The sequence below is a fragment of the Mycobacterium montefiorense genome, assembly GCF_025823255.1.
Taxonomy (GTDB): domain Bacteria; phylum Actinomycetota; class Actinomycetes; order Mycobacteriales; family Mycobacteriaceae; genus Mycobacterium; species Mycobacterium montefiorense.
Genome location: NZ_JACKVL010000006.1, coordinates 532,386 through 552,076 on the forward strand (window position 1 = coordinate 532,386; position 19,691 = coordinate 552,076).

The following is a 19,691-nucleotide window of genomic DNA, read 5'->3' on the forward strand; positions in this document are numbered from 1 at the left end:
TTTGGAAGACCGGAACTCCGCTGTGCCACAGTGTGACGGAAACCGTGTAGCAAAAGTTCTCCAACCTGAGAGGCGAAGACATGAGTTCGTCGGATACCGAGCCCAAATCGAGGACTGGCACCGCACAAATCGGTGTCACCGGCCTGGCCGTGATGGGCTCGAACCTCGCCCGCAACTTCGCCCACCACGGCTACACCGTGGCGCTGCACAACCGGTCGATCGCCAAGACGGACGCGCTGCTCAAAGAGCACGGTGACGAGGGCAAGTTCGTCCGCTCCGAGACGATCGAAGAATTCCTGGACGCGCTGGAAAAGCCCCGACGGGTGATCATCATGGTCAAGGCCGGCGGCCCCACCGACGCCGTCATCAACGAGCTCGCCGACGCCATGGAAGAAGGCGACATCATCATCGACGGCGGCAACGCGCTCTACACCGACACCATCCGGCGCGAGAAGGCAATACGTGAGCGCGGCCTGCACTTCGTCGGCGCCGGCATCTCGGGCGGCGAGGAGGGCGCGCTGAAGGGCCCGTCGATCATGCCGGGTGGTCCGGCCGAGTCGTACAAGTCGCTGGGCCCCCTGCTCGAGGAGATATCCGCACACGTTGACGGTGTGCCCTGCTGCACCCACATCGGCCCCGACGGCGCCGGCCACTTCGTCAAGATGGTGCACAACGGCATCGAGTACTCCGACATGCAGCTGATCGGGGAGGCTTACCAGCTGTTGCGCGACGGCCTGGGCAAGACCGCGCCCGAGATCGCTGACGTCTTCGCCGAGTGGAACAAGGGCGACCTGGACAGCTTCCTCATCGAGATCACCGCGGAGGTGCTGCGCCAGACCGACGCCAAGACCGGCAAGCCGTTGGTGGATCTCATCCTCGACGAGGCCGAGCAGAAGGGCACCGGCCGCTGGACGGTGAAGTCCGCGCTCGACCTCGGTGTGCCGGTCACCGGTATCGCCGAGGCGGTGTTCGCGCGCGCCCTGTCCGGGTCGGTGGCCCAGCGCAAGGCCACCACGGGGCTGGCTTCTGGAGAGCTGGGCCAAAAGCCAACGGATGCGACGCAGTTCATCGACGACGTGAGCAAGGCGCTGTACGCGTCGAAGATCATCGCCTACGCGCAGGGCTTCAATCAGATCCAGGCGGGTAGCACCGAGTACGACTGGGGCATCACGCCCGGCGACATGGCGACCATCTGGCGCGGCGGTTGCATCATTCGTGCGAAGTTCCTCAACCGGATCAAAGACGCATTCGACGAGAACGCCGACCTGCCGTCGCTGATCGTCGCGCCGTATTTCCGGTCGGCCATCGAGGAATCGATCGACAGCTGGCGCCGCGTCGTGGTGACGGCGACCGAGCTCGGCATCCCGATCCCCGGCTTCTCCTCCGCGCTGTCCTACTACGACGGTCTGCGCACTGAACGGCTGCCCGCGGCGCTGACCCAGAGTCTGCGCGACTTCTTCGGCGCACACACCTATGGGCGCATCGACAGCGAGCCGGACAAACGCTTCCACACGCTGTGGAGCGGAGACCGCAGCGAAGTGCCGGCTTAGCGGGCCAACTAGGCTGATACAGGGGCTGCAAAGGGTGGGGCGATTGCGATGAAGTTTCTCAACGAACACCGGCCCGGCTACGACCTGACCTATAACGACGTCTTCATCGTGCCGAACCGGTCTGATATCTCGTCGCGGTTCGACGTCGATCTGTCCACCAGCGACGGCTCCGGCACCACGATCCCGGTGGTCGTCGCCAACATGACGGCGGTGGCCGGGCGCCGGATGGCCGAGACGGTCGCGCGGCGCGGCGGCATCGTGATGCTGCCTCAGGATCTTCCGATTACCGCGGTGCAACAAACGGTGGAGTTCGTCAAGAGCCGAGACCTGGTGCTCGACACGCCGGTCACGCTGGCCCCCGACGATTCGGTGTCGGATGCGATCGCGCTGATCCACAAACGGGCGCACGGCGCCGCGGTGGTGCTCTTCGAGGGCCGCCCGATCGGCCTGGTGACCGAGGCGTCCTGTGCGGGCGTGGACCGTTTCACCAGGGTTCGCGATATTGCCGTGTCTGACTTCGTAAGCGCGCCGCTGGGCACCGAACCACGCAAGGTTTTCGACCTGCTCGACAACGCCCCGATCGGGGTCGCCGTCGTGACCACCGCGGACGGAAAGCTCGCCGGTGTGCTGACCCGTACCGGGGCGGTGCGCGCCGGTCTGTACACCCCGGCCACCGACGCCGTGGGCCGGCTACGCGTCGGCGCGGCCGTCGGCATCAGCGGCGATGCGGGAGCCAAAGCCCGTTCGCTGGCCGAGGCCGGCGTCGACGTGCTCGTGATCGATACCGCGCATGGGCACCAACGCCGGATGCTGGACGCGATCAAAACGGTGGCGTCGCTGGGGCTGGGCCTGCCGTTGGCGGCGGGCAACGTGGTCTCGGCGGAGGGCACCCGCGACCTGCTGAACGCCGGCGCCAACATCGTCAAGGTCGGTGTCGGGCCCGGCGCGATGTGCACCACCCGGATGATGACCGGTGTCGGGCGCCCTCAATTCTCCGCAGTACTTGAATGTTCAGCTGCTGCAAGGAATCTCGGCGGGCACGTATGGGCCGACGGTGGAATCCGTCATCCTCGGGACGTCGCGCTGGCGCTGGCCGCCGGGGCGTCGAACGTCATGATCGGGTCCTGGTTCGCCGGCACCTATGAGTCACCCGGTGACCTGATGCGCGACCGCGAGGACCAGCCGTACAAGGAGAGCTACGGCATGGCGTCCAAGCGGGCGGTCGTCGCCCGTACCGCCGCGGACAGCGCGTTCGACCGCGCCCGCAAGGCGTTGTTCGAGGAGGGCATTTCGAAGTCGAGGATGGGCCTGGACCCCGACCGTGGCGGTGTCGAGGACCTGATCGACCACATCACCTCCGGCCTGCGCAGCACCTGTACCTACGTGGGCGCCTCGACGCTGGCCGAGTTGCACGAGCGAGTGGTCGTCGGTGTCCAATCGGCGGCGGGGTTCGCCGAGGGCCACCCGTTGCCCCTGGGCTGGTGACGCCGGCGGCGCGGTGAGGGCACGTCGTACCCGGTCCGGCCAGATCTCTTCGCTACCATGTGAATTTACCGATCTTCCCGCCCGCAGCAACGCGCTGCGTGGCATCAAGCGAAAGGGATGACGTGCCGCAGGCACCCGTCGAGCCCGTCGGTTTCCGGGCGAAGCGGCTACCCACAGCTCCCCCGGCTCGACGTCTGGCCCCCGGGCCATCGCGATAGCCCAGCCCACCATGAACCTCACCGTCACCGTCATCAGCGTCCTCGCCATTGCGGTGCTGATCTTCGGCAACTCCGTATTCGTCGCGGCCGAGTTCTCGCTGACCGCGCTCGACCGCAGCACCGTCGAGGCCAACGCCCGCAAGGGTGGCCGGCGCGACCGCTACATCCAGCGCGCGCAGGACCGGCTGTCCTTCCAGCTGTCGGGGGCTCAGTTAGGCATTTCAATCACCACGCTGGTGACCGGCTACCTGACCGAACCCATGGTGGCCGACCTGCCGCACCCGTGGCTAGACGCCCTCGGCGTGTCAGATCCGGTGGCCGACGGGATCACCGCGTTCATGGTGATGGTGATCGTGACGTCGGTGTCGATGGTGTTCGGCGAGCTGGTCCCGAAGTACCTGGCAGTCGCTCGGCCGCTGTCGACCGGTCGTGCCGTCGCCGGTTTTCAGCTGATGTTCTCGCTGTTGCTCACGCCGGTGATCCGGCTGACGAACGGGGCGGCGAACTGGATCGTTCGGAAAATGGGAATTGAGCCGGCCGAGGAGCTGCGGTCTGCCCGCTCACCGCAGGAGTTGCTCTCGCTGGTGCGTAGCTCGGCGCGCAGCGGCACTCTGGACCCCGCCACCGCCGCACTGGTACGGCGCTCGCTGCAGTTCGGCGCCCGTACCGCTGAGGAACTGATGACACCGCGGTCGAAGATCGTGGCGCTGCAAACCGACGACACGGTCCGCGACCTGATCGCCACGGCCGCCGAATCGGGATTCTCCCGCTTCCCCCTGGTCGACGGCGACCTGGACGAGACCGTCGGCATCGTGCACGTGAAACAGGTATTCAAGGTGCCGCGGGCGCAGCGCGCCGGCACGCTGCTGACCACGCTCGTGCAGCCGGTGCCGGTGGTGCCGTCGACGCTGGACGGTGACGCGGTGATGGCCGAGATCCGAGCCAACCCGCTGCAGACCGCGATGGTCGTCGACGAATACGGCGGCACCGCAGGGATTGTCACCGTCGAGGACCTGATCGAAGAGATCGTCGGCGACGTCCGCGACGAACACGACGACGCCACACCGGATGTCGTGGCGGCGGGCAGCGGCTGGCAGGTGTCGGGCTTGCTGCGCATCGACGAGGTTGCCGCCGCCACCGGTTATCGAGCCCCCGAAGGGCCGTACGAGACGATCGGCGGGCTGGTGCTGCGGGAGATCGGTCACATCCCGACGGTCGGTGAAACGGTCGAGCTGACCGCACTCGACGGAGATGGCTTGTTGGACAGTGAAATTCGCTGGAAAGCCGCGGTGGTTCGGATGGATGGCCGGCGGATCGATCTGCTCGAGCTGACCGAACTGAGCCGTCGTAGCGACACACCCGTGGAGCACGGCCGACGATGAACAACACGCTGGGAGTGCTGCTGGCGATCCTGCTGATCGGGACCAACGCCTTTTTCGTCGGCGCGGAATTCTCGCTGATCTCGGCCCGTCGCGACCGCCTCGAGGCGCTGGCCGAGCAGGGCAAGAAGCGAGCGGTCACCGTGATCCGCGCCGGCGAACAGCTGGCCTCCATGCTGGCCGGCTCGCAGCTGGGCGTCACGGTGGCCTCGCTGCTGCTCGGGCGAATCGGAGAGTCTGCGGTCGCCAGCCTGCTGCAGTCGGCGTTTGGGCTGACCAGTATGCCCCCGGCGTTGCTGCACACCTTGTCGTTCGTGATCGCGCTGGCGGTGGTGGTGACGCTGCACGTGCTGCTGGGCGAGATGGTGCCGAAGAACATCGCGCTGGCGGGGCCGGAGCGCACGGCGATGCTGCTGGTGCCCCCTTACCTGGCCTACGTCCGGGTCGCCCGGCCGTTCATCGTCTTCTACAACAAATGCGCCAACGCGATCCTGCGCCTGCTGCGGGTGGAACCCAAAGACGAGATCGACATCACGGTCTCACCGGCGGAGCTGAGCGCGATGATCGCCGAATCGGTGTCCGAAGGCCTGCTGGATCCCGAGGAGCACACCCGGTTGACCCGGGCGCTGCAGATCGGCAGCCGGGTGGTCGGCGATGTGGCGGTTTCGCTTGACGACGTCCGGGCGGTACCAGTGGCGGCGGCGGGTTCCGGGCCGACGATCGGCGCCGTCGAGAGTGCCCTGGCCGAGACCGGCTACTCCCGCTTTCCCGTCGCGGCCGCCGACGGGCGGTTCATCGGCTACCTGCACATCAAGGACATGTTGCCGCTCGGCGACGATCCCCAGACCGTCATCGATCTCGCGTTGGTGCGCCCGCTGCCACGGGTGCCCCTCACCTTGCCGCTGGCCGATGCCCTGTCGCGAATGCGCCGCACAAACAGCCATCTGGCACTCGTGATCGATGGCGGCGGCGGCGTCGCCATGGTGGCGATGGAGGACCTGGTGGAAGATCTGGTCGGCAGCATGCGCGATGCGCAATGAAACCAGCCGCCGGGCCGCCCCCCGAAGAGGGCCGCGTACAGCCCGTATGATTGAACGGCGCCGGCGCAAGACGGGGCCTGGGTGCTTACCGCAGCACACGTGTTGCCAAAGGCGCTCCGCGGGGCCCGCCGGGAACCCCACGGTGAAGTCCGTCAGGTGCACCGTGACCTGCTGTTGCGGGTTGGTCGAATACCAGCGTTGGCGCTGTTGGCCGGTAGGCTGATGGCGTAGCTAGTTGGGGCCAATCGGGGGCCGAATGGGACCAATGAGGCAATATGTGGAGGAGAAAAATGACTGACCGCGTGTCGGCGGGGAACTTGCGCGTCGCCCGAGTGCTCTACGACTTCGTGAACAACGAGGCGCTACCCGGCACCGGTATCGACCCGGACAGCTTCTGGGCCGGTGTCGACAAGGTCGTCACCGATCTCACTCCGCAGAACCAGGGTTTGCTCAACACCCGTGACGAGCTGCAGGCCCAGATCGACAAGTGGCACCGCCACCGTGTCATCGAGCCGCTCGACGTCGAGGCCTACCGCCAGTTCCTCACCGACATCGGGTACCTGCTGCCCGAGCCGGACGACTTCACGATCACGACTTCCGGCGTGGACGATGAGATCACGACGACCGCCGGGCCGCAGCTGGTGGTGCCGGTGCTCAATGCCCGGTTCGCGCTGAACGCGGCCAACGCCCGCTGGGGTTCGCTGTACGACGCGTTGTACGGCACCGACGTGATCCCGGAAGATGATGGTGCTCAAAAGGGCAACAGCTACAACAGGATTCGCGGCGATAAGGTGGTCGCCTACGCGCGCAAGTTCCTCGACCAGGCGGCACCGCTGGCGTCGGGCTCGTGGGCAGACGCGACGGGCGTGAGCATCGAGGACGGCCAGCTGAAGATCGCCATCAGTGCGGACTCCGCCGAGTTGGCCAGCCCGGAGAAATTCGTGGGGTACAGCGGTGAGCTGGGCGCCCCCAGCTGGTCGGTGCTGCTGGTCAATCACGGACTTCACATCGAGATCCTGATCGACCCGTCCTCGCCGATCGGCAAGACCGACCCGGCCGGCATCAAGGACGTGATCCTGGAATCCGCGATCACCACGATCATGGACTTCGAGGACTCGGTGGCCGCGGTCGACGCTGACGACAAGGTGCTCGGCTACCGCAACTGGCTCGGTCTGAACAAGGGCGACCTGATCGAAGAGGTCAGCAAGGACGGCAAGAGCTTCACCCGCGTACTCAACCAGGACCGCAGCTACCACACCCCCGACGGCGGCGAACTCACGCTGCCCGGGCGCAGCCTGCTGTTCGTCCGCAATGTCGGGCACCTGATGACCAACGATGCGATCGTCATAACCGATGGTGACGGCGAAAAAGAGGTGTTCGAGGGCATCCAGGACGCGCTGTTCACCGGTCTGTCCGCGATTCACGGCCTCAAGACCGGCAACGGTAACGGGCCGCTGACCAACAGCCGCACCGGTTCCATCTACATCGTGAAGCCGAAGATGCACGGTCCCGCGGAGGTGGCGTACACCTGCGAGTTGTTCAGCCGTGTCGAGGATGTGCTGGGGTTGCCGCAGGGCACCATGAAGGTCGGCATCATGGACGAGGAGCGGCGCACCACCGTCAACCTCAAGGCGTGTATCAAGGCGGCCGCCGACCGGGTTGTGTTCATCAACACCGGTTTCCTGGACCGCACCGGCGACGAGATCCACACCTCGATGGAAGCCGGTCCGATGATCCGTAAGGGTGCCATGAAGAGCACTGCGTGGATCAAGGCCTACGAGGACGCCAACGTCGACATCGGCCTGGCCGCCGGATTGTCCGGCAAGGCCCAGATCGGTAAGGGCATGTGGGCGATGACGGAGCTGATGGCCGACATGGTCGAGCAGAAGATCGGCCAGCCGAAGGCCGGCGCCACCACCGCGTGGGTGCCGTCCCCGACCGCGGCCACCCTGCACGCGATGCACTATCACCAGGTGGATGTCTTCGCCGTGCAGAAGGAGCTCGAGGGCAAGAAGCGCACGACCATCGAGGAATTGCTGACCATCCCGCTGGCCAAGGAGCTGGCCTGGGCTCCCGAGGAGATCCGCGAGGAGGTCGACAACAACTGCCAGTCCATCCTGGGGTACGTGGTGCGCTGGATCGACCATGGTGTCGGCTGCTCGAAGGTGCCCGACATCCATAACGTGGCCCTGATGGAGGACCGCGCCACGCTGCGGATCTCCAGCCAATTGCTGGCGAACTGGCTGCGTCACGGCATTATCACCAGCGAGGACGTCCGCGCCAGTCTGGAGCGGATGGCCCCGATGGTGGACCAGCAGAACGCCGGCGATGCGGACTACCACGCCATGGCGCCCAACTTCGACGACAGCATCGCGTTCTTGGCGGCCCAAGAGCTGATCTTGTCCGGCGCGCAGCAGCCCAGCGGCTACACCGAGCCGATCCTGCATAGGCGACGGCGTGAGCTCAAGGCCCGCAACGGTGCCTGATTCGGGCTCAAGCTGCGGCGATGCTTCTGATGACTAGACTCGGTGCCGATTTCGCGACGGCGAAGTTGATGGGTCGGCGGAAAGGTGGCGGGCGCCGGGATGGGTAGGCACAGCATGCCCGGGAAGTCGTCCGACGAGCCTGCCGACGAGTCCGAAACGAACAGGTTTACCGCCCGCGATCTTGTTTCCCGATTCGAGGAGGAACAGGATCATCCCCACGTCGAGCCGCACTGGGATGACCTCGACGAGGATGACGACGCCGACTACGACGATTACCCGGATGAGGTCGGCGGCTATGCCGACGAGGACTTCGCCGCCGCCGAGGATAGGTATGCGGCGGAAGGCATCGATGACGAATACCCCGACTTTCCGCCTCGGCCGGAGAGCTCCGGGCCGCCCGAGGACGCACGGCCGGGTCTCTTCGGGTCCGGCCACCGAGTGCTCGGCGACTGGCGGGGTGGTCACCGCAGCGCCGGCGGGCGACGAGGAGTCAGCATCGGCGTGATCGTGGCTCTGGTCGCGGTCATCGCGGTGGTCGGCACCGTCATCCTGTGGAGCTTTTTCGGCGACGCGCTGTCTGATCGCTCACACACCGCCGCCGCACGCTGTGTCGGAGGCAAGGAGACCGTCGCCATCGTCGTCGATCCGTCGATCGCCGAACAGGTTCAGCAGTTCGCGGAGGGCTACAACTCTTCGGCCGGCCCCGTCGCTGACCACTGCATGGTTCTTGACGTCAAACCGGCCGGCTCCGATGCCGTCATCGCCGGCTTCATCGGCAAGTGGCCTGCGGAATTGGGTGCGCAGCCCGCGTTGTGGATCCCGGGCAGTTCGGTGTCGGCCGCGCGGCTGACCGCGGCAACGGGCCAGAAAACGATCAGCGACAGTCGCTCACTGGTGACGTCGCCGGTGTTGCTTGCCATTCGGCCCGAACTGCAGCAGGTGCTTTCCAACCAAAACTGGGGCGCGCTGCCGGGCCTGCAAAACAATCCGAATGCATTGGCGGGGTTGAAGTTACCGGCGTGGGGATCGCTGCGACTGGCATTGCCGACGAGCGGCAACAGCGATGCCTCCTATTTGGCGGGCGAAGCGGTGGCGGCCGCGTCCGTGCCGTCTGGTGCGCCGGCCACCCAGGGCACCGCCGCGCTGCGCTCCTTAACGGGCGCAGCGCCCAAACTGGCCGACAATTCGCTAACCGAGGCAATGAACACGCTGCTGAAGCCCGGTGATGTGGCAACCGCGCCGGTGCACGCGGTGATCACCACCGAGCAGCAGGTGTTCGCGCGCGGCGAATCGCTGTCGGACGCCAAGAGCACGTTGGCTTCCTGGCTACCGCAGGGCCCGGCACCGGTCGCCGACTATCCCACGGTGTTGCTCAGCGGATCCTGGTTGACACGCGAACAGACCTCAGCGGCAAGCGAGTTCGCCCACTTCATCCGCAAGCCCGAACAACTCGCGAAACTTGCCAAAGCCGGTTTCCGCGTCAACGGCGTGAAACCGCCGAGCAGCCCGGTCACGAGCTTCGCGGCCCTGGGTTCCACGCTGTCGGTCGGTGACGACTCCATGCGTGCCACGCTGGCGGACGCCATGGCCGCCCCGTCCAGCGGACTGGCTGCCACGATCATGCTGGACCAGTCGATGCCCGGCGATGAAGGCGGAAAATCCCGGCTGGCCAACGTGGTCGCTGCGCTGGAAGACCGGATCAAAGCACTACCTCCGAATGCGATTCTGGGGTTGTGGACGTTCGACGGTCACGAGGGCCGCTCGGAGGTCGCGACCGGCCCCCTGGCGGACCAGGTCAACGGCCAGCCTCGCCCGGCCGCGCTGGCCGCCGACCTTGACAAGCAATATTCGTCGGCCGGCGGTGCGGTGTCATTTACCACGCTGCGGATGATCTATCAGGAGATACAAACTAATTACCATGCCGGACAAACGAATTCGATTCTTCTGATCACGGCGGGGCCGCACACCGACCAATCCCTCGACGGACCGGGGCTGCAGAATTTCATCCGGGCCAGTGCGGACCCGGCCAAACCGATCGCCGTCAACATCATCGACTTCGGCGCCGATCCGGACCGGGCAACATGGGAAGCGGTCGCCCAGCTCAGCGGCGGCAGCTACCAGAACCTTGCGACGTCGGCCTCCCCCGATCTCGCCACGGCACTCAGCACATATTTGGGCTGAAGCAGCGAGCCTGTCCGGCATTACAGCACCGGCCGCATCAAGCTGATTGATGCGGCTCGGTAGCCGTAACCGGCTCGCTGGCCCGATGACTTGATAGTGGAGGGCGGCAATGAACGGCGAGGCTGGTCGAGGTAACGATCTGGGCGCGCTGGCCGGTGGCCTACTTTTCGCGGTGCAAGGCGAGCTCTTCCGCCGGCTGCGCGACGAAGGATTCGACGATATCGTCCCGCGGCATGGCGCGGTGCTTGCGTACATGTGTCCCGAGGGCGTTCGGGCGACTGATCTGGCGCGGCTGTCCGGGCAGGTGAAGCAGGTGATCGGCCTGATCATCGACGACCTGGAAGCGATGGGCTATGTGCAACGCAAGCCGGACCCGGCTGACCGTCGCGCCAAGCTCGTCGTACCCACCGCCCGCGGCCTACGGCAGATGGATGCCGCCGACTCGATCATGGCCGACATGATGGATCGGCACGCGAGCAACCTCGGTGCCGCCGAGTTCCGCGGGTTTCTCGCCGATTTTCGGGCCGTCATCGATCACCAGCGCGCCGCAATGACCGACGCGCACGAGCGCCCCACGCCGTAGGCCTGGTCGAACCCGTGGGAACCAGCTGCCACCTGGCCGCGCCGCTCGAGCCAAACTAGCTGCTGAAGATAGTCAGGAATAGTTACTAAATACCCCAGTGTTGTGTGTTGCGTGGCGCAGGGGTGTGGGCGTCCGAAAGCAAAGGAGACGACATGAGCCGGACCAGATTCATTGCTGACAACCCCGCGCTGGACGTGCCGTTCGCCACCATGATGGGCTCCGTCGCCTTGGCTTTGGTCCAGTGAGCGATACCGAGGCGTTAGGCCGCCGATTAGAACTCGTCGACGTAGGTGGCAGCTCGGCGCACGACCGGATCCCGAGACCCGGCTCAACCGGCATTCGGCCGGGCTCTACATCCAAGGGCAGGTGTGCGTCAAAAGGCTCAGCGTTAGCACAGTTTCTCCGCAACCGTCGCGCGGAACTTCAGCCGTGTGACGTGGGACTACCCAGCGGAGGCCGGCGGCGGGTCGCCGGACTGCGCCGCGAGGAAGTTGCGGCACTGGCGGGCGTGAGTGTCGACTACTACCTGCGCATTGAGCAGGGCCGCGAAAGAAGTCCCTCCGATCAAGTCTTGGACGGCATCGCACGGGCATTGAAGCTCGATGACGACAGCGCCGCATACCTGCGGGACCTGGTGCGAGGGCCACGATCTGGGCAACGGTGGCCTGCGAAAGAGCTCAACCCGGCGATTTCTTCGTTGATCGATAGCTGGCCGCTCACGCCGGTGTACATTCATGATTCTTCGCTGACCATCGTGGCTACCAATCCCCTTGCTCGCGCGGTCTTTCCGCACTTTGCCCCCGGAGACAACCCGGCATTGTCGCTGTTTCTAGACCCGGAGATGCCGAAGTTCTATCGGAACTGGGAAAAGCTGACCAGGTGGGGGGCGTGCTGGCTTCGGGCTTACGCGGCACGCAATCCGGACCCGGGTCTAACCGACGTGATCGAGGAACTCCTGCATCGAAGCAGGCTGTTTCGGATGCTTTGGTCCCGCCACGATGTCACGAACGACAACAGCGGGAGAGCGAAACTTATGCATCCCGAGGTCGGGCCAATGACGCTGCACTTCCAACATATGCGGCTCGATCACACCGGGCATCTGCTGGTTGCCTTTTGGGCTCAACCGGGATCGCCTTCCGAACGTGCTCTGCGACAGCTGTCCGCAGGGTAACCGCGGACGAAATGTGGTGGGTGCACGCCACCCAGGAATCTCGCGACCTGTTACAGCGGGAGCGGCTGTTCGACGATTGGGTGGTGGATGCGAACAGCAGCCAAGGCCGAACGCAACGCAATGTGGGCCCACGCCAACCGAATCGGAGGCCTCTGAGACGAAGGAGGATGCAATGACAACGGCGCAAGTCATATTCAATTCGTCTTGCCAACTCCTCTTTGCTGGTGTTGATGCCCCGTATCGTCGAATCTGTGGGGAGGAATCCGGCTGTTAAGCCGAGGAATACGGCATTGCCCACCAACGTCTACCAATCCGAACCATCAACCTGCTCGTCGAATTGTGTCACGGCACACAACACAATAGGACTTCGAATCCTGTTGCGAGACAGATGTGTTGTCGGATCCGAGTCTAAGGCGATCGCGAATAGCGTTGTCACTTCAGGGAGTACACGCGTGGAATCAATCAAGTCGATCAATGTCAAAGGTAGACATACCCGTGTCTTCGTCGCGGGCGATGTAGACCATCCTCCAATTCTGTTGCTGCACGGGATCGGCCGCAGCATCGAGGATTGGGAGACGCAGTTTGTGCCGTTGCGACAGGCGGGCTATCGGGTCATTGCTCCTGACCTGCCGGGCTCCGGATTCTCCGACCGCCTTCCCACCTACACCACGCTGCCCGGGCTTGCCCAGGGCGTGCTTGAAACCGTTGATGCGATTGGTGAGACCCGGCGCCTGCACGTGATAGGTCACTCGTTGGGCGGTGCGGTCGCGCTGCAGTTGTTGGCCTTGCATCCCGACCGGGTGGCCACGCTGAATCTGGTCAGCAGTGGCGGATTCGGTTCCGCATTACATCCGATACTGCGGTTGGCGGCCACACCGTTGATTGGCGCCGTCGCGACCCGTCACACCAACCGCGCAACTGCGCGGATGACGGAACGACAGATTTATGTCGATCGGTCCTTTGCGACCGATGAGCGCATAGACCGCGCTGTGACGCTCGCGCGGCGACCCGACACCGGCGCGGTTATGCACGAGACCGCGCGATCCGTTGCCACCATCCGGGGCGTCAGACCGCAGTGGCGAGCCGAATTGATCTCGGTGGCGTCCAAACGCCGTCGTCCGACGTTGATCATCTGGGGTGATCACGACCGCTTCCTGCCCGGGAGGCAGATCGACGCGTCACGGCGGTTGTTTCCACACGCCCGGGTTCACCTCTTGCGGGCGGTAGGCCACGCGCCACAAGTGGAAGCCGCCGAGAGGTTCGCAGAGTTGACCCTCGATTTCCTGCGGTCGCAGCCTGCAGCAACTGCTGCGGTGCCGCGCAATGCGACCGGCAGCTGATTTCGATCACCGGATAGCAACGAGAAGGGAAGACCCATGGGCATGCTCGACGGCAAGGTTGCCTTAATCACCGGCGCCGCACGCGGCCAGGGGCGAAGCCACGCCATTCGTTTAGCCGAGGAGGGCGCGGACATCGTCGCCGTCGATCTGTGCGACCAGATCGATTCGGTCCCTTACCCGTTGGCGACTACTGAGGATCTCGATCAGACGATCAAGGCGGTCGAAGCGCAGGGTCGCCGGATCGCTGCCCGAACGGCGGACGTCCGCGACGCGGCACAAATGAACCGGGTTGTCGCCGACGCCACGGAGCTGCTCGGCCCGATCGACATCATCGTGGCGAATGCGGGAATCGCCGCACCCGGTGAAAAGGTATTCGATCCCAGCCAGATATTCCGCGACATCGTCGATGTCAACCTAATCGGCGTATGGAACACGGTCATGGCTGCCGTGCCCAGCATGCGGGCAGCAGGCAAGGGCGGCTCGATCGTCCTGGTCAGCTCCACCCAGGGTCTCAAGGGCGTCGGTGCCGACGGGACCGCGGGAAGCTGCGCGTACACCGCTACCAAACACGGTGTCGTCGGGTTGATGCGGAATTTCACGCATTGGTTGGCGAACGACAACATTCGCGTCAACACGATCCACCCCACCGGCGTCGAGACACCCATGATCATGAACGACGCAGTGGGCGCTTGGGTGGCCGACAACCCGGAAGTGACCGTGGCGGTCACGAACCTTCTTCCGGTTTCCATGATCGCGCCCGAAGATGTAAGCGACGCGGTGCTTTGGTTGGTGAGCGACCACGCCAAGTACGTCGCCGGGGTGGCCCTTCCGGTCGACGCGGGCTTCAGTGCGAAATAGCCTGAGGCGCCTGCATATTGGGTGAGGAGATGATGTGACGAAGCGGACGGCGCTGGTGACGGGTGCCAACGGAGGGATCGGGTCGGCTGTTTGCGATCAATTGCGTGCGGCCGATGTGACGGTGCGAACGATGGATATGGCAGGCCCAGCCGACGTGGTGATGGATTTGTCCGCCGACCCGATTCCGGCAGACGCGGTACGCGACGTCGACATATGCGTGTCCGTTGCCGGCGTCGTCGACACCTTCGCCCCGGCGCATTCGATGTCGGCGGAGAAGTGGTCGCGCGATATCGACGTCAATCTCACCGGATCGTTTCGCGCCATCCAGGCCTGCCTGCCGGGGATGCGGGAGCGGCGCTTCGGACGCATCGTCGCGATCTCGAGCATGGCCGCTCAACTTGGTTCGCCGGGCAAGGTTGCCTACGCGGCATCGAAGGCCGGCCTGTACGGGATGGTGCGAACCATCGCGATCGAGAACTGCTCACTCGGGATCACCGCCAACTGCGTACTGCCCGGCATGATCGCCACCCCACCGGTGCTGGCACTGCCCGAGGCCGATCAAGAGCGCATCAGGGCCACGGTGGCCAGCGGCCGCTTCGGGCGTCCGGAAGAAGTGGCCGATCTGGTCGCCTTCCTGGTGCGCGACGGGTCCGGCTACATCACCGCGCAGGAGATCGGCATTGACGGCGGGTTGCAGCTGAATTCGCTCTACGTCGGTCCCAGCCGGGCTGGACGCGCCGGTGAGTAGGGGAACTGGCAGCCAGGCACCGCTGCGGGAGGTTCGTCCTGCGACGCTTGACGTGGTGGTCATCGGTGCCGGTGTCAGTGGGCTTTGCATCGCGCACCATCTGCAGCGTGCCGGGTTTTCCTACCGCGTCCTCGAACAGGCCCACGACCTCGGCGGAACCTGGCGCGACAACACCTATCCCGGATGCGGGTGCGACATCCCCGCACCGCTGTACTCCTTCTCATTCGCCCAGCGGGCGGACTGGTCGCGGTTGTTCGCAAGCCAGCCCGAGATTTTGGGGTACCTGCACGATGTCGCCGCGCGGGAAGGCGTGACACAGCACATCGATTTCGCCACCGCGGTGATTTCGGCACGCTGGCAGGAATCCCGACAATGCTGGACGGTGCAGACCTCGTCGGGAACCGTATTGGAGTGCCGCTATTTGGTTTCGGCGACGGGGCTGCTTCGTCGCCCTCTGTATCCTGACATCGTCGGGCGCTCGATCTTCGCTGGCAATGCGTTTCACTCGGCGCGATGGGATCATTCGGTCACGCTGCAAGGCAAGCGCGTCGCGGTGATCGGCAGCGGTGCCAGCGCAATCCAATTCGTGCCCCGCATTGCTGCGGATGTCAAGCAGCTCACCGTCATTCAGCGCACGCCGGGTTGGATCGTGCCGAAGGCGGATCGAACGTTCTCACCTCGTCAACAACAGTTGCGGAGATTCGCACCTTACCGCTGGTACACCCGAGCGCGGCTGTTCTGGATTCACGAGCAACGTGTCAAAGGCTTCATCGACCCTTCAGCCCCGATGGCGGACGCCGAGCGCCTGGCGCGAACGATGTTGCAGCGCAAGGTGGCTGACCCGGAGTTGCGGGCAGCGCTGACGCCCGACTACGCCCTCGGGTGCAAGCGTCTGCTGATATCGAGCGATTTCTATCCGGCGGTGACCCGCGACAACGTCACCGTGGTGACATCGCCGGTCGCCGAGATGACCGCCGATCAGGTGATCACCGCGGACGGACAGTCACACGGTGCCGATGTCGTCATCTACGCGACCGGGTTCGACACCCAGTTCGCATTCTCCGACATCGAGATCGTGGGACACGACGGTGAAAGGCTGGCCGATCGCTGGCAGCAGGGCCCCTCGGCCTACTTGGGCACCACCGTGTCGGGATTCCCAAACTACTTCGTCATGCTCGGTCCCAATTCGGGGCTCGGCCACAACTCGCAGATCTTCATGATCGAAGCCCAGACGCGGTACATCCTGAGTTGCCTGAAGACGGCTCGGCGCCGAAAGCTCGGTGTGTTAGTGGTTCGGCCGCCGATTGAGCGGGCGTTCAACGACTGGTTGCAGGGACGTCTCGTGCATTCCGTCTGGCAGGCGGGAGGATGCCGCAGTTGGTACCAGCATCCCGCCACCGGCAAGAACACCGCGCTCTGGCCTTCTTCAGCAATTGCGTTCTGGCGCAAAACACATCGAGTCCGGCTATCGGATTATCACACGCGGCGCCGTATCGAATCGCCGCGGCGATCGTCGAGCGCTGTGGTTGATCTAGCAGGCCAAAGGGCGCTCTATGCGAACGCCTCCACGGGTGGGCATGAACACATGAGGTTGCGGTCGCCGTAGGCGCCGTCGATGCGACGCACCGGCGGCCACGCCTTGGGCCGGAAAGCCTTGCCGAGCGGATAAGCGGCCTCTTCCCGCGTGTACGGGTGATCCCAGTCGGCGACCAGCAGACACTCGGCCGTGTGCGGTGCGCCCCGCAGCGGGTTGTCGTCGGCGGGCCACTGGCCCGCGCCGACGCGATCGATCTCGCCGCGGATGGCGATCATTGCTTCACAGAACGCATCGATCTCGCCGCGGTCCTCGCTCTCAGTAGGCTCCACCATCAATGTCCCGGCTACCGGGAAGCTCATGGTTGGCGCATGAAAGCCATAGTCCGCCAAGCGTTTCGCGACATCGTCGACGGTTACGCCGGTCGTCTTGGTGATGCCGCGCAGGTCCAGGATGCATTCGTGGGCGACCATGCCGTTCTCGCCGGTGTACAGCACGGGGAAGTACTCGTCGAGCCGGCGGGCGATATAGTTGGCCGAGGCGATCGCGGTCAGCGATGCCGCCCGCAGCCCATCGGCGCCCATCATCCTGATGTAGGCCCAGCTGATCGGCAGGATCGACGCCGAGCCGTAGGGCGCCGAGGACACCGGGTGACCCCCCGGCAGCTCGGGGGCGTACGGGTGACCCGGCAGGAACGGCGCCAGATGCGAACGCGCCGCGACCGGACCGACACCCGGGCCGCCGCCACCGTGCGGGATACAGAACGTCTTGTGCAGGTTCAGGTGACTCACATCGCCGCCGAACTTGCCGGGCCGGGCCAGGCCCACCAGCGCGTTGAGGTTGGCGCCGTCGACGTACACCTGGCCGCCGGCGTCGTGCACGGCCGCGCAAATATCGGCGATGTCGTGTTCGTACACCCCGTGCGTGGACGGGTAGGTGATCATCAGCGCCGAAAGCCGATCGGCGTGCTCGCCGATCTTGGCGCGCAGATCATCGAGATTGACATCGCCGTTCTGGTGGCAGCCCACCACGACGACCTGCATCCCGGCCAGGGCGGCCGACGCCGCGTTGGTGCCGTGTGCGCTGGACGGAATCAGGCAGACGTCACGGTCCGGCTCGCCGCGGCTGGCGTGATATTCGTGAATCGCCAACAGGCCGGCGTACTCGCCTTGCGATCCAGCGTTCGGTTGCAGCGATACCGCGTCATAGCCGGTGATGTGCACCAGCCAGGTCTCCAGATCGTTGATCAGGCGGCGCAGCCCCGGGGTGTCAGCCGCCGGAGCGAACGGATGCAGCCGGGAAAACTCCGGCCAGGTGATGGACTCCATCTCGGCGGCGGCATTGAGCTTCATCGTGCACGAGCCGAGTGGAATCATGCTGCGGTCCAAGGCGATATCCTTGTCCGCCAGCGCGCGTAGGTAGCGCATCATTGCCGTCTCGGTGTGGTACTGCGTGAAGGCGGGGTGGGTCAGGAATTCCGATGTGCGCGTGGCGATATCGGTCGGCGAAGATTCGGCAGGCGACACCCCGAAAGCGTCCAGGACCAAGGCCACGTGGGCATCGGTGGTGGCCTCGTCGCACGCGACCGAAACATGGTCGGTGTCAACGCGCCAGAGGTTGACACCTCTGGCCTTGGCCTTGGCAACCACTTCATCCGCGCGCCTCGGCACTCGCGCCAACACCGTGTCGAAGTACGTCTCATGCACTGCCACATCGCCCAGTGCGGCGGCGATAGCGTCGGCGCGGCCATGCACCCGGCGGGCGATGGCGGTCAGCCCGTCGGCGCCGTGATAGCTGGCGTACATCGCGGCCATCACCGCCAGCAGAACCTGCGCGGTACAGATGTTGCTGGTCGCCTTGTCGCGGCGGATGTGCTGCTCGCGGGTCTGCAACGCCAAGCGATAGGCCGGTGAGCCGTCGCTGTCGACCGAGACGCCGACCAGCCGACCCGGCAGCTGACGGGCGTGCTTGGCCGGCACGGCCAGATACCCGGCGTGTGGGCCGCCGAATCCCATTGGTACACCGAACCTTTGGGTGCTGCCGAAGGCAGCGTCGGCGCCGATCTCACCCGGCGGGGTGATCAACGTACAGGCCAGCAGGTCGGCGCCGATTGCGACCAAGGCGCCCCGGTCGTGAGCTTGGGCGATCAACGCGGACCAATCCGTGATCCGGCCGCTGGCCCCGGGCAGTTGGACGATGGCACCGAAGAAGTCGCCATCCGGAAGGCCGTCCCGCAGATCAGCGGTCACGATCTCGATGTCCAACGGCCGGGCGCGGGTGGTCAGCACCGCAGCGGTCTGCGTGAAGACGTCGGTGTCGACCGCCAGCCGGTTGGCGGTGCCGCGGGCAGCGCGTCGCATCAGCGTCATGGCCTCCGCTGCCGCGGTGCCCTCGTCGAGCATCGAGGCATTGGCGATTTCGAGGCCGGTCAGGCTGGTGACCATGGTCTGGAAGTTCAGCAGCGCTTCCAGACGGCCCTGGCTGATCTCCGGCTGGTACGGCGTGTAGGCGGTGTACCAGGCGGGGTTCTCCATGATGTTGCGCAGCAACACCAGCGGGGTGAGCGTGTCGTAATAGCCCTGTCCGATCATCGACACCGCGACCGTGTTGGTGTCGGCCAGCGTCCGCAGTTCGGCCAGCGCCTCGGCCTCGCTAGCGGCCGGCGGCAGTGTGCTCAGACCCGGCGCGACGCCGCTTTCAGAGAGTTTGTCGAGAATTCCGGCCGGGACGGCCTTGGATGCCAGCTGGTCGAGCGAGCTGACGCCGATCACGTCGAGCATGGCCGCGACGGCCTGGCTATCGGGTCCGATATGGCGGTCGGCGAAAGTTGAGTGGTCGGACACGTGCACCCCTGACATGGACGGAGGGACTACTAACGGCCCTCCCCCTCTGTCCTCACCCATTCACGGGCGCCTGAGAGATTCGGCGCACGTCCCCCCGAGCGCCTTTCCCCATCGGCGGGTGTACCACTCAACGTGGCACCGCTTTCCAGAGGTATCGTCACCTTCGCGCGGTCCCTGGTGCCTGAGAGGTTGACGGAGAGGTGTTGCTCCTTCGGCGTCCATGGCTGGCTGCCACAGAACTCTCCCGCGCTGGCGTGATACGAAGTCTAGTTTAC

The 19,691-nt window shown here is 65.2% G+C and carries 13 protein-coding genes and 2 riboswitches; of the genes, 12 read left to right on the top strand and 1 reads right to left on the bottom strand.

The window, feature by feature from the left end; translation table 11 throughout:
* Positions 1 to 80: 80 nt before the first annotated feature.
* The 12 genes from gndA to H7K34_RS04460 all read left to right on the top strand — a co-directional run bounded on the left by gndA (position 81) and on the right by H7K34_RS04460 (position 16,645).
* On the top strand, positions 81 to 1,550 hold the full coding sequence (gndA, locus tag H7K34_RS04405) for an NADP-dependent phosphogluconate dehydrogenase (RefSeq protein WP_264060358.1): 1,470 nt from the start codon (positions 81 to 83) through the stop codon (positions 1,548 to 1,550).
* 48 nt (positions 1,551 to 1,598) lie between these two features.
* Positions 1,599 to 3,035 carry a GuaB1 family IMP dehydrogenase-related protein gene (locus H7K34_RS04410; protein ID WP_264060359.1) on the top strand — a complete coding sequence of 479 codons (1,437 nt, stop codon included), beginning with the start codon at positions 1,599 to 1,601 and terminating at the stop codon, positions 3,033 to 3,035.
* Between the two features lie 229 nt (positions 3,036 to 3,264).
* Entirely contained in the window at positions 3,265 to 4,635 is a 1,371-nt protein-coding gene (locus H7K34_RS04415) for a hemolysin family protein (protein ID WP_264060361.1), read from the top strand.
* Complete coding sequence (locus H7K34_RS04420) at positions 4,632 to 5,672, top strand: hemolysin family protein (RefSeq protein WP_108923496.1); 1,041 nt, start codon at positions 4,632 to 4,634, stop codon at positions 5,670 to 5,672. Before H7K34_RS04415 ends, H7K34_RS04420 begins: the two co-directional genes overlap by 4 nt.
* Positions 5,673 to 5,962: 290 nt before the next feature.
* Positions 5,963 to 8,158 (top strand): malate synthase G, encoded by a 2,196-nt coding sequence (locus tag H7K34_RS04425; RefSeq protein WP_264060362.1) that lies wholly within the window; start codon positions 5,963 to 5,965, stop codon positions 8,156 to 8,158.
* A 99-nt stretch (positions 8,159 to 8,257) separates the two neighbouring features.
* Positions 8,258 to 10,339, top strand: a complete 2,082-nt coding sequence (locus H7K34_RS04430; protein ID WP_264060363.1) for a substrate-binding and VWA domain-containing protein — start codon at positions 8,258 to 8,260, stop codon at positions 10,337 to 10,339.
* 109 nt (positions 10,340 to 10,448) lie between these two features.
* Positions 10,449 to 10,922: a MarR family winged helix-turn-helix transcriptional regulator gene (locus H7K34_RS04435; protein WP_264060364.1), complete on the top strand. Its 474-nt coding sequence runs from the start codon at positions 10,449 to 10,451 to the stop codon at positions 10,920 to 10,922.
* A 337-nt stretch (positions 10,923 to 11,259) separates the two neighbouring features.
* Complete coding sequence (locus tag H7K34_RS04440) at positions 11,260 to 12,093, top strand: helix-turn-helix domain-containing protein (protein ID WP_264060547.1); 834 nt, start codon at positions 11,260 to 11,262, stop codon at positions 12,091 to 12,093.
* Positions 12,094 to 12,545: 452 nt separating this feature from the next.
* Positions 12,546 to 13,433, top strand: coding sequence for an alpha/beta fold hydrolase (locus tag H7K34_RS04445; protein WP_264060366.1), 888 nt, complete (start codon positions 12,546 to 12,548; stop codon positions 13,431 to 13,433).
* Positions 13,434 to 13,469: 36 nt separating this feature from the next.
* Complete coding sequence (locus H7K34_RS04450) at positions 13,470 to 14,291, top strand: mycofactocin-coupled SDR family oxidoreductase (protein ID WP_264060369.1); 822 nt, start codon at positions 13,470 to 13,472, stop codon at positions 14,289 to 14,291.
* Between the two features lie 34 nt (positions 14,292 to 14,325).
* Positions 14,326 to 15,039, top strand: coding sequence for an SDR family oxidoreductase (locus tag H7K34_RS04455; RefSeq protein ID WP_264060370.1), 714 nt, complete (start codon positions 14,326 to 14,328; stop codon positions 15,037 to 15,039).
* The gene (locus H7K34_RS04460; RefSeq protein ID WP_264060371.1) at positions 15,032 to 16,645 is read left to right on the top strand and encodes a flavin-containing monooxygenase; all 1,614 of its coding nucleotides are present in this window, start codon (positions 15,032 to 15,034) and stop codon (positions 16,643 to 16,645) included. The genes H7K34_RS04455 and H7K34_RS04460 overlap by 8 nt, the downstream gene beginning before the upstream one ends.
* Here the strand turns inward: H7K34_RS04460 and gcvP are convergent.
* Positions 16,591 to 19,416: an aminomethyl-transferring glycine dehydrogenase gene (gene gcvP / locus H7K34_RS04465; protein ID WP_264060372.1), complete on the bottom strand. Its 2,826-nt coding sequence runs from the start codon at positions 19,414 to 19,416 to the stop codon at positions 16,591 to 16,593. The genes H7K34_RS04460 and gcvP overlap by 55 nt on opposite strands.
* 36 nt (positions 19,417 to 19,452) lie before the next feature.
* A riboswitch (glycine riboswitch) is annotated at positions 19,453 to 19,574 on the bottom strand.
* Positions 19,575 to 19,673, bottom strand: a riboswitch (glycine riboswitch).
* Positions 19,674 to 19,691: the final 18 nt, after the last annotated feature.

Coding starts and splice junctions, on each gene's coding strand:
- gndA (WP_264060358.1), top strand. CDS start 81: ATGAGTTCGTCGGATACCGAGCCCAAATCGAGGACTGGCACCGCACAA.
- H7K34_RS04410 (WP_264060359.1), top strand. CDS start 1,599: ATGAAGTTTCTCAACGAACACCGGCCCGGCTACGACCTGACCTATAAC.
- H7K34_RS04415 (WP_264060361.1), top strand. CDS start 3,265: ATGAACCTCACCGTCACCGTCATCAGCGTCCTCGCCATTGCGGTGCTG.
- H7K34_RS04420 (WP_108923496.1), top strand. CDS start 4,632: ATGAACAACACGCTGGGAGTGCTGCTGGCGATCCTGCTGATCGGGACC.
- H7K34_RS04425 (WP_264060362.1), top strand. CDS start 5,963: ATGACTGACCGCGTGTCGGCGGGGAACTTGCGCGTCGCCCGAGTGCTC.
- H7K34_RS04430 (WP_264060363.1), top strand. CDS start 8,258: ATGGGTAGGCACAGCATGCCCGGGAAGTCGTCCGACGAGCCTGCCGAC.
- H7K34_RS04435 (WP_264060364.1), top strand. CDS start 10,449: ATGAACGGCGAGGCTGGTCGAGGTAACGATCTGGGCGCGCTGGCCGGT.
- H7K34_RS04450 (WP_264060369.1), top strand. CDS start 13,470: ATGGGCATGCTCGACGGCAAGGTTGCCTTAATCACCGGCGCCGCACGC.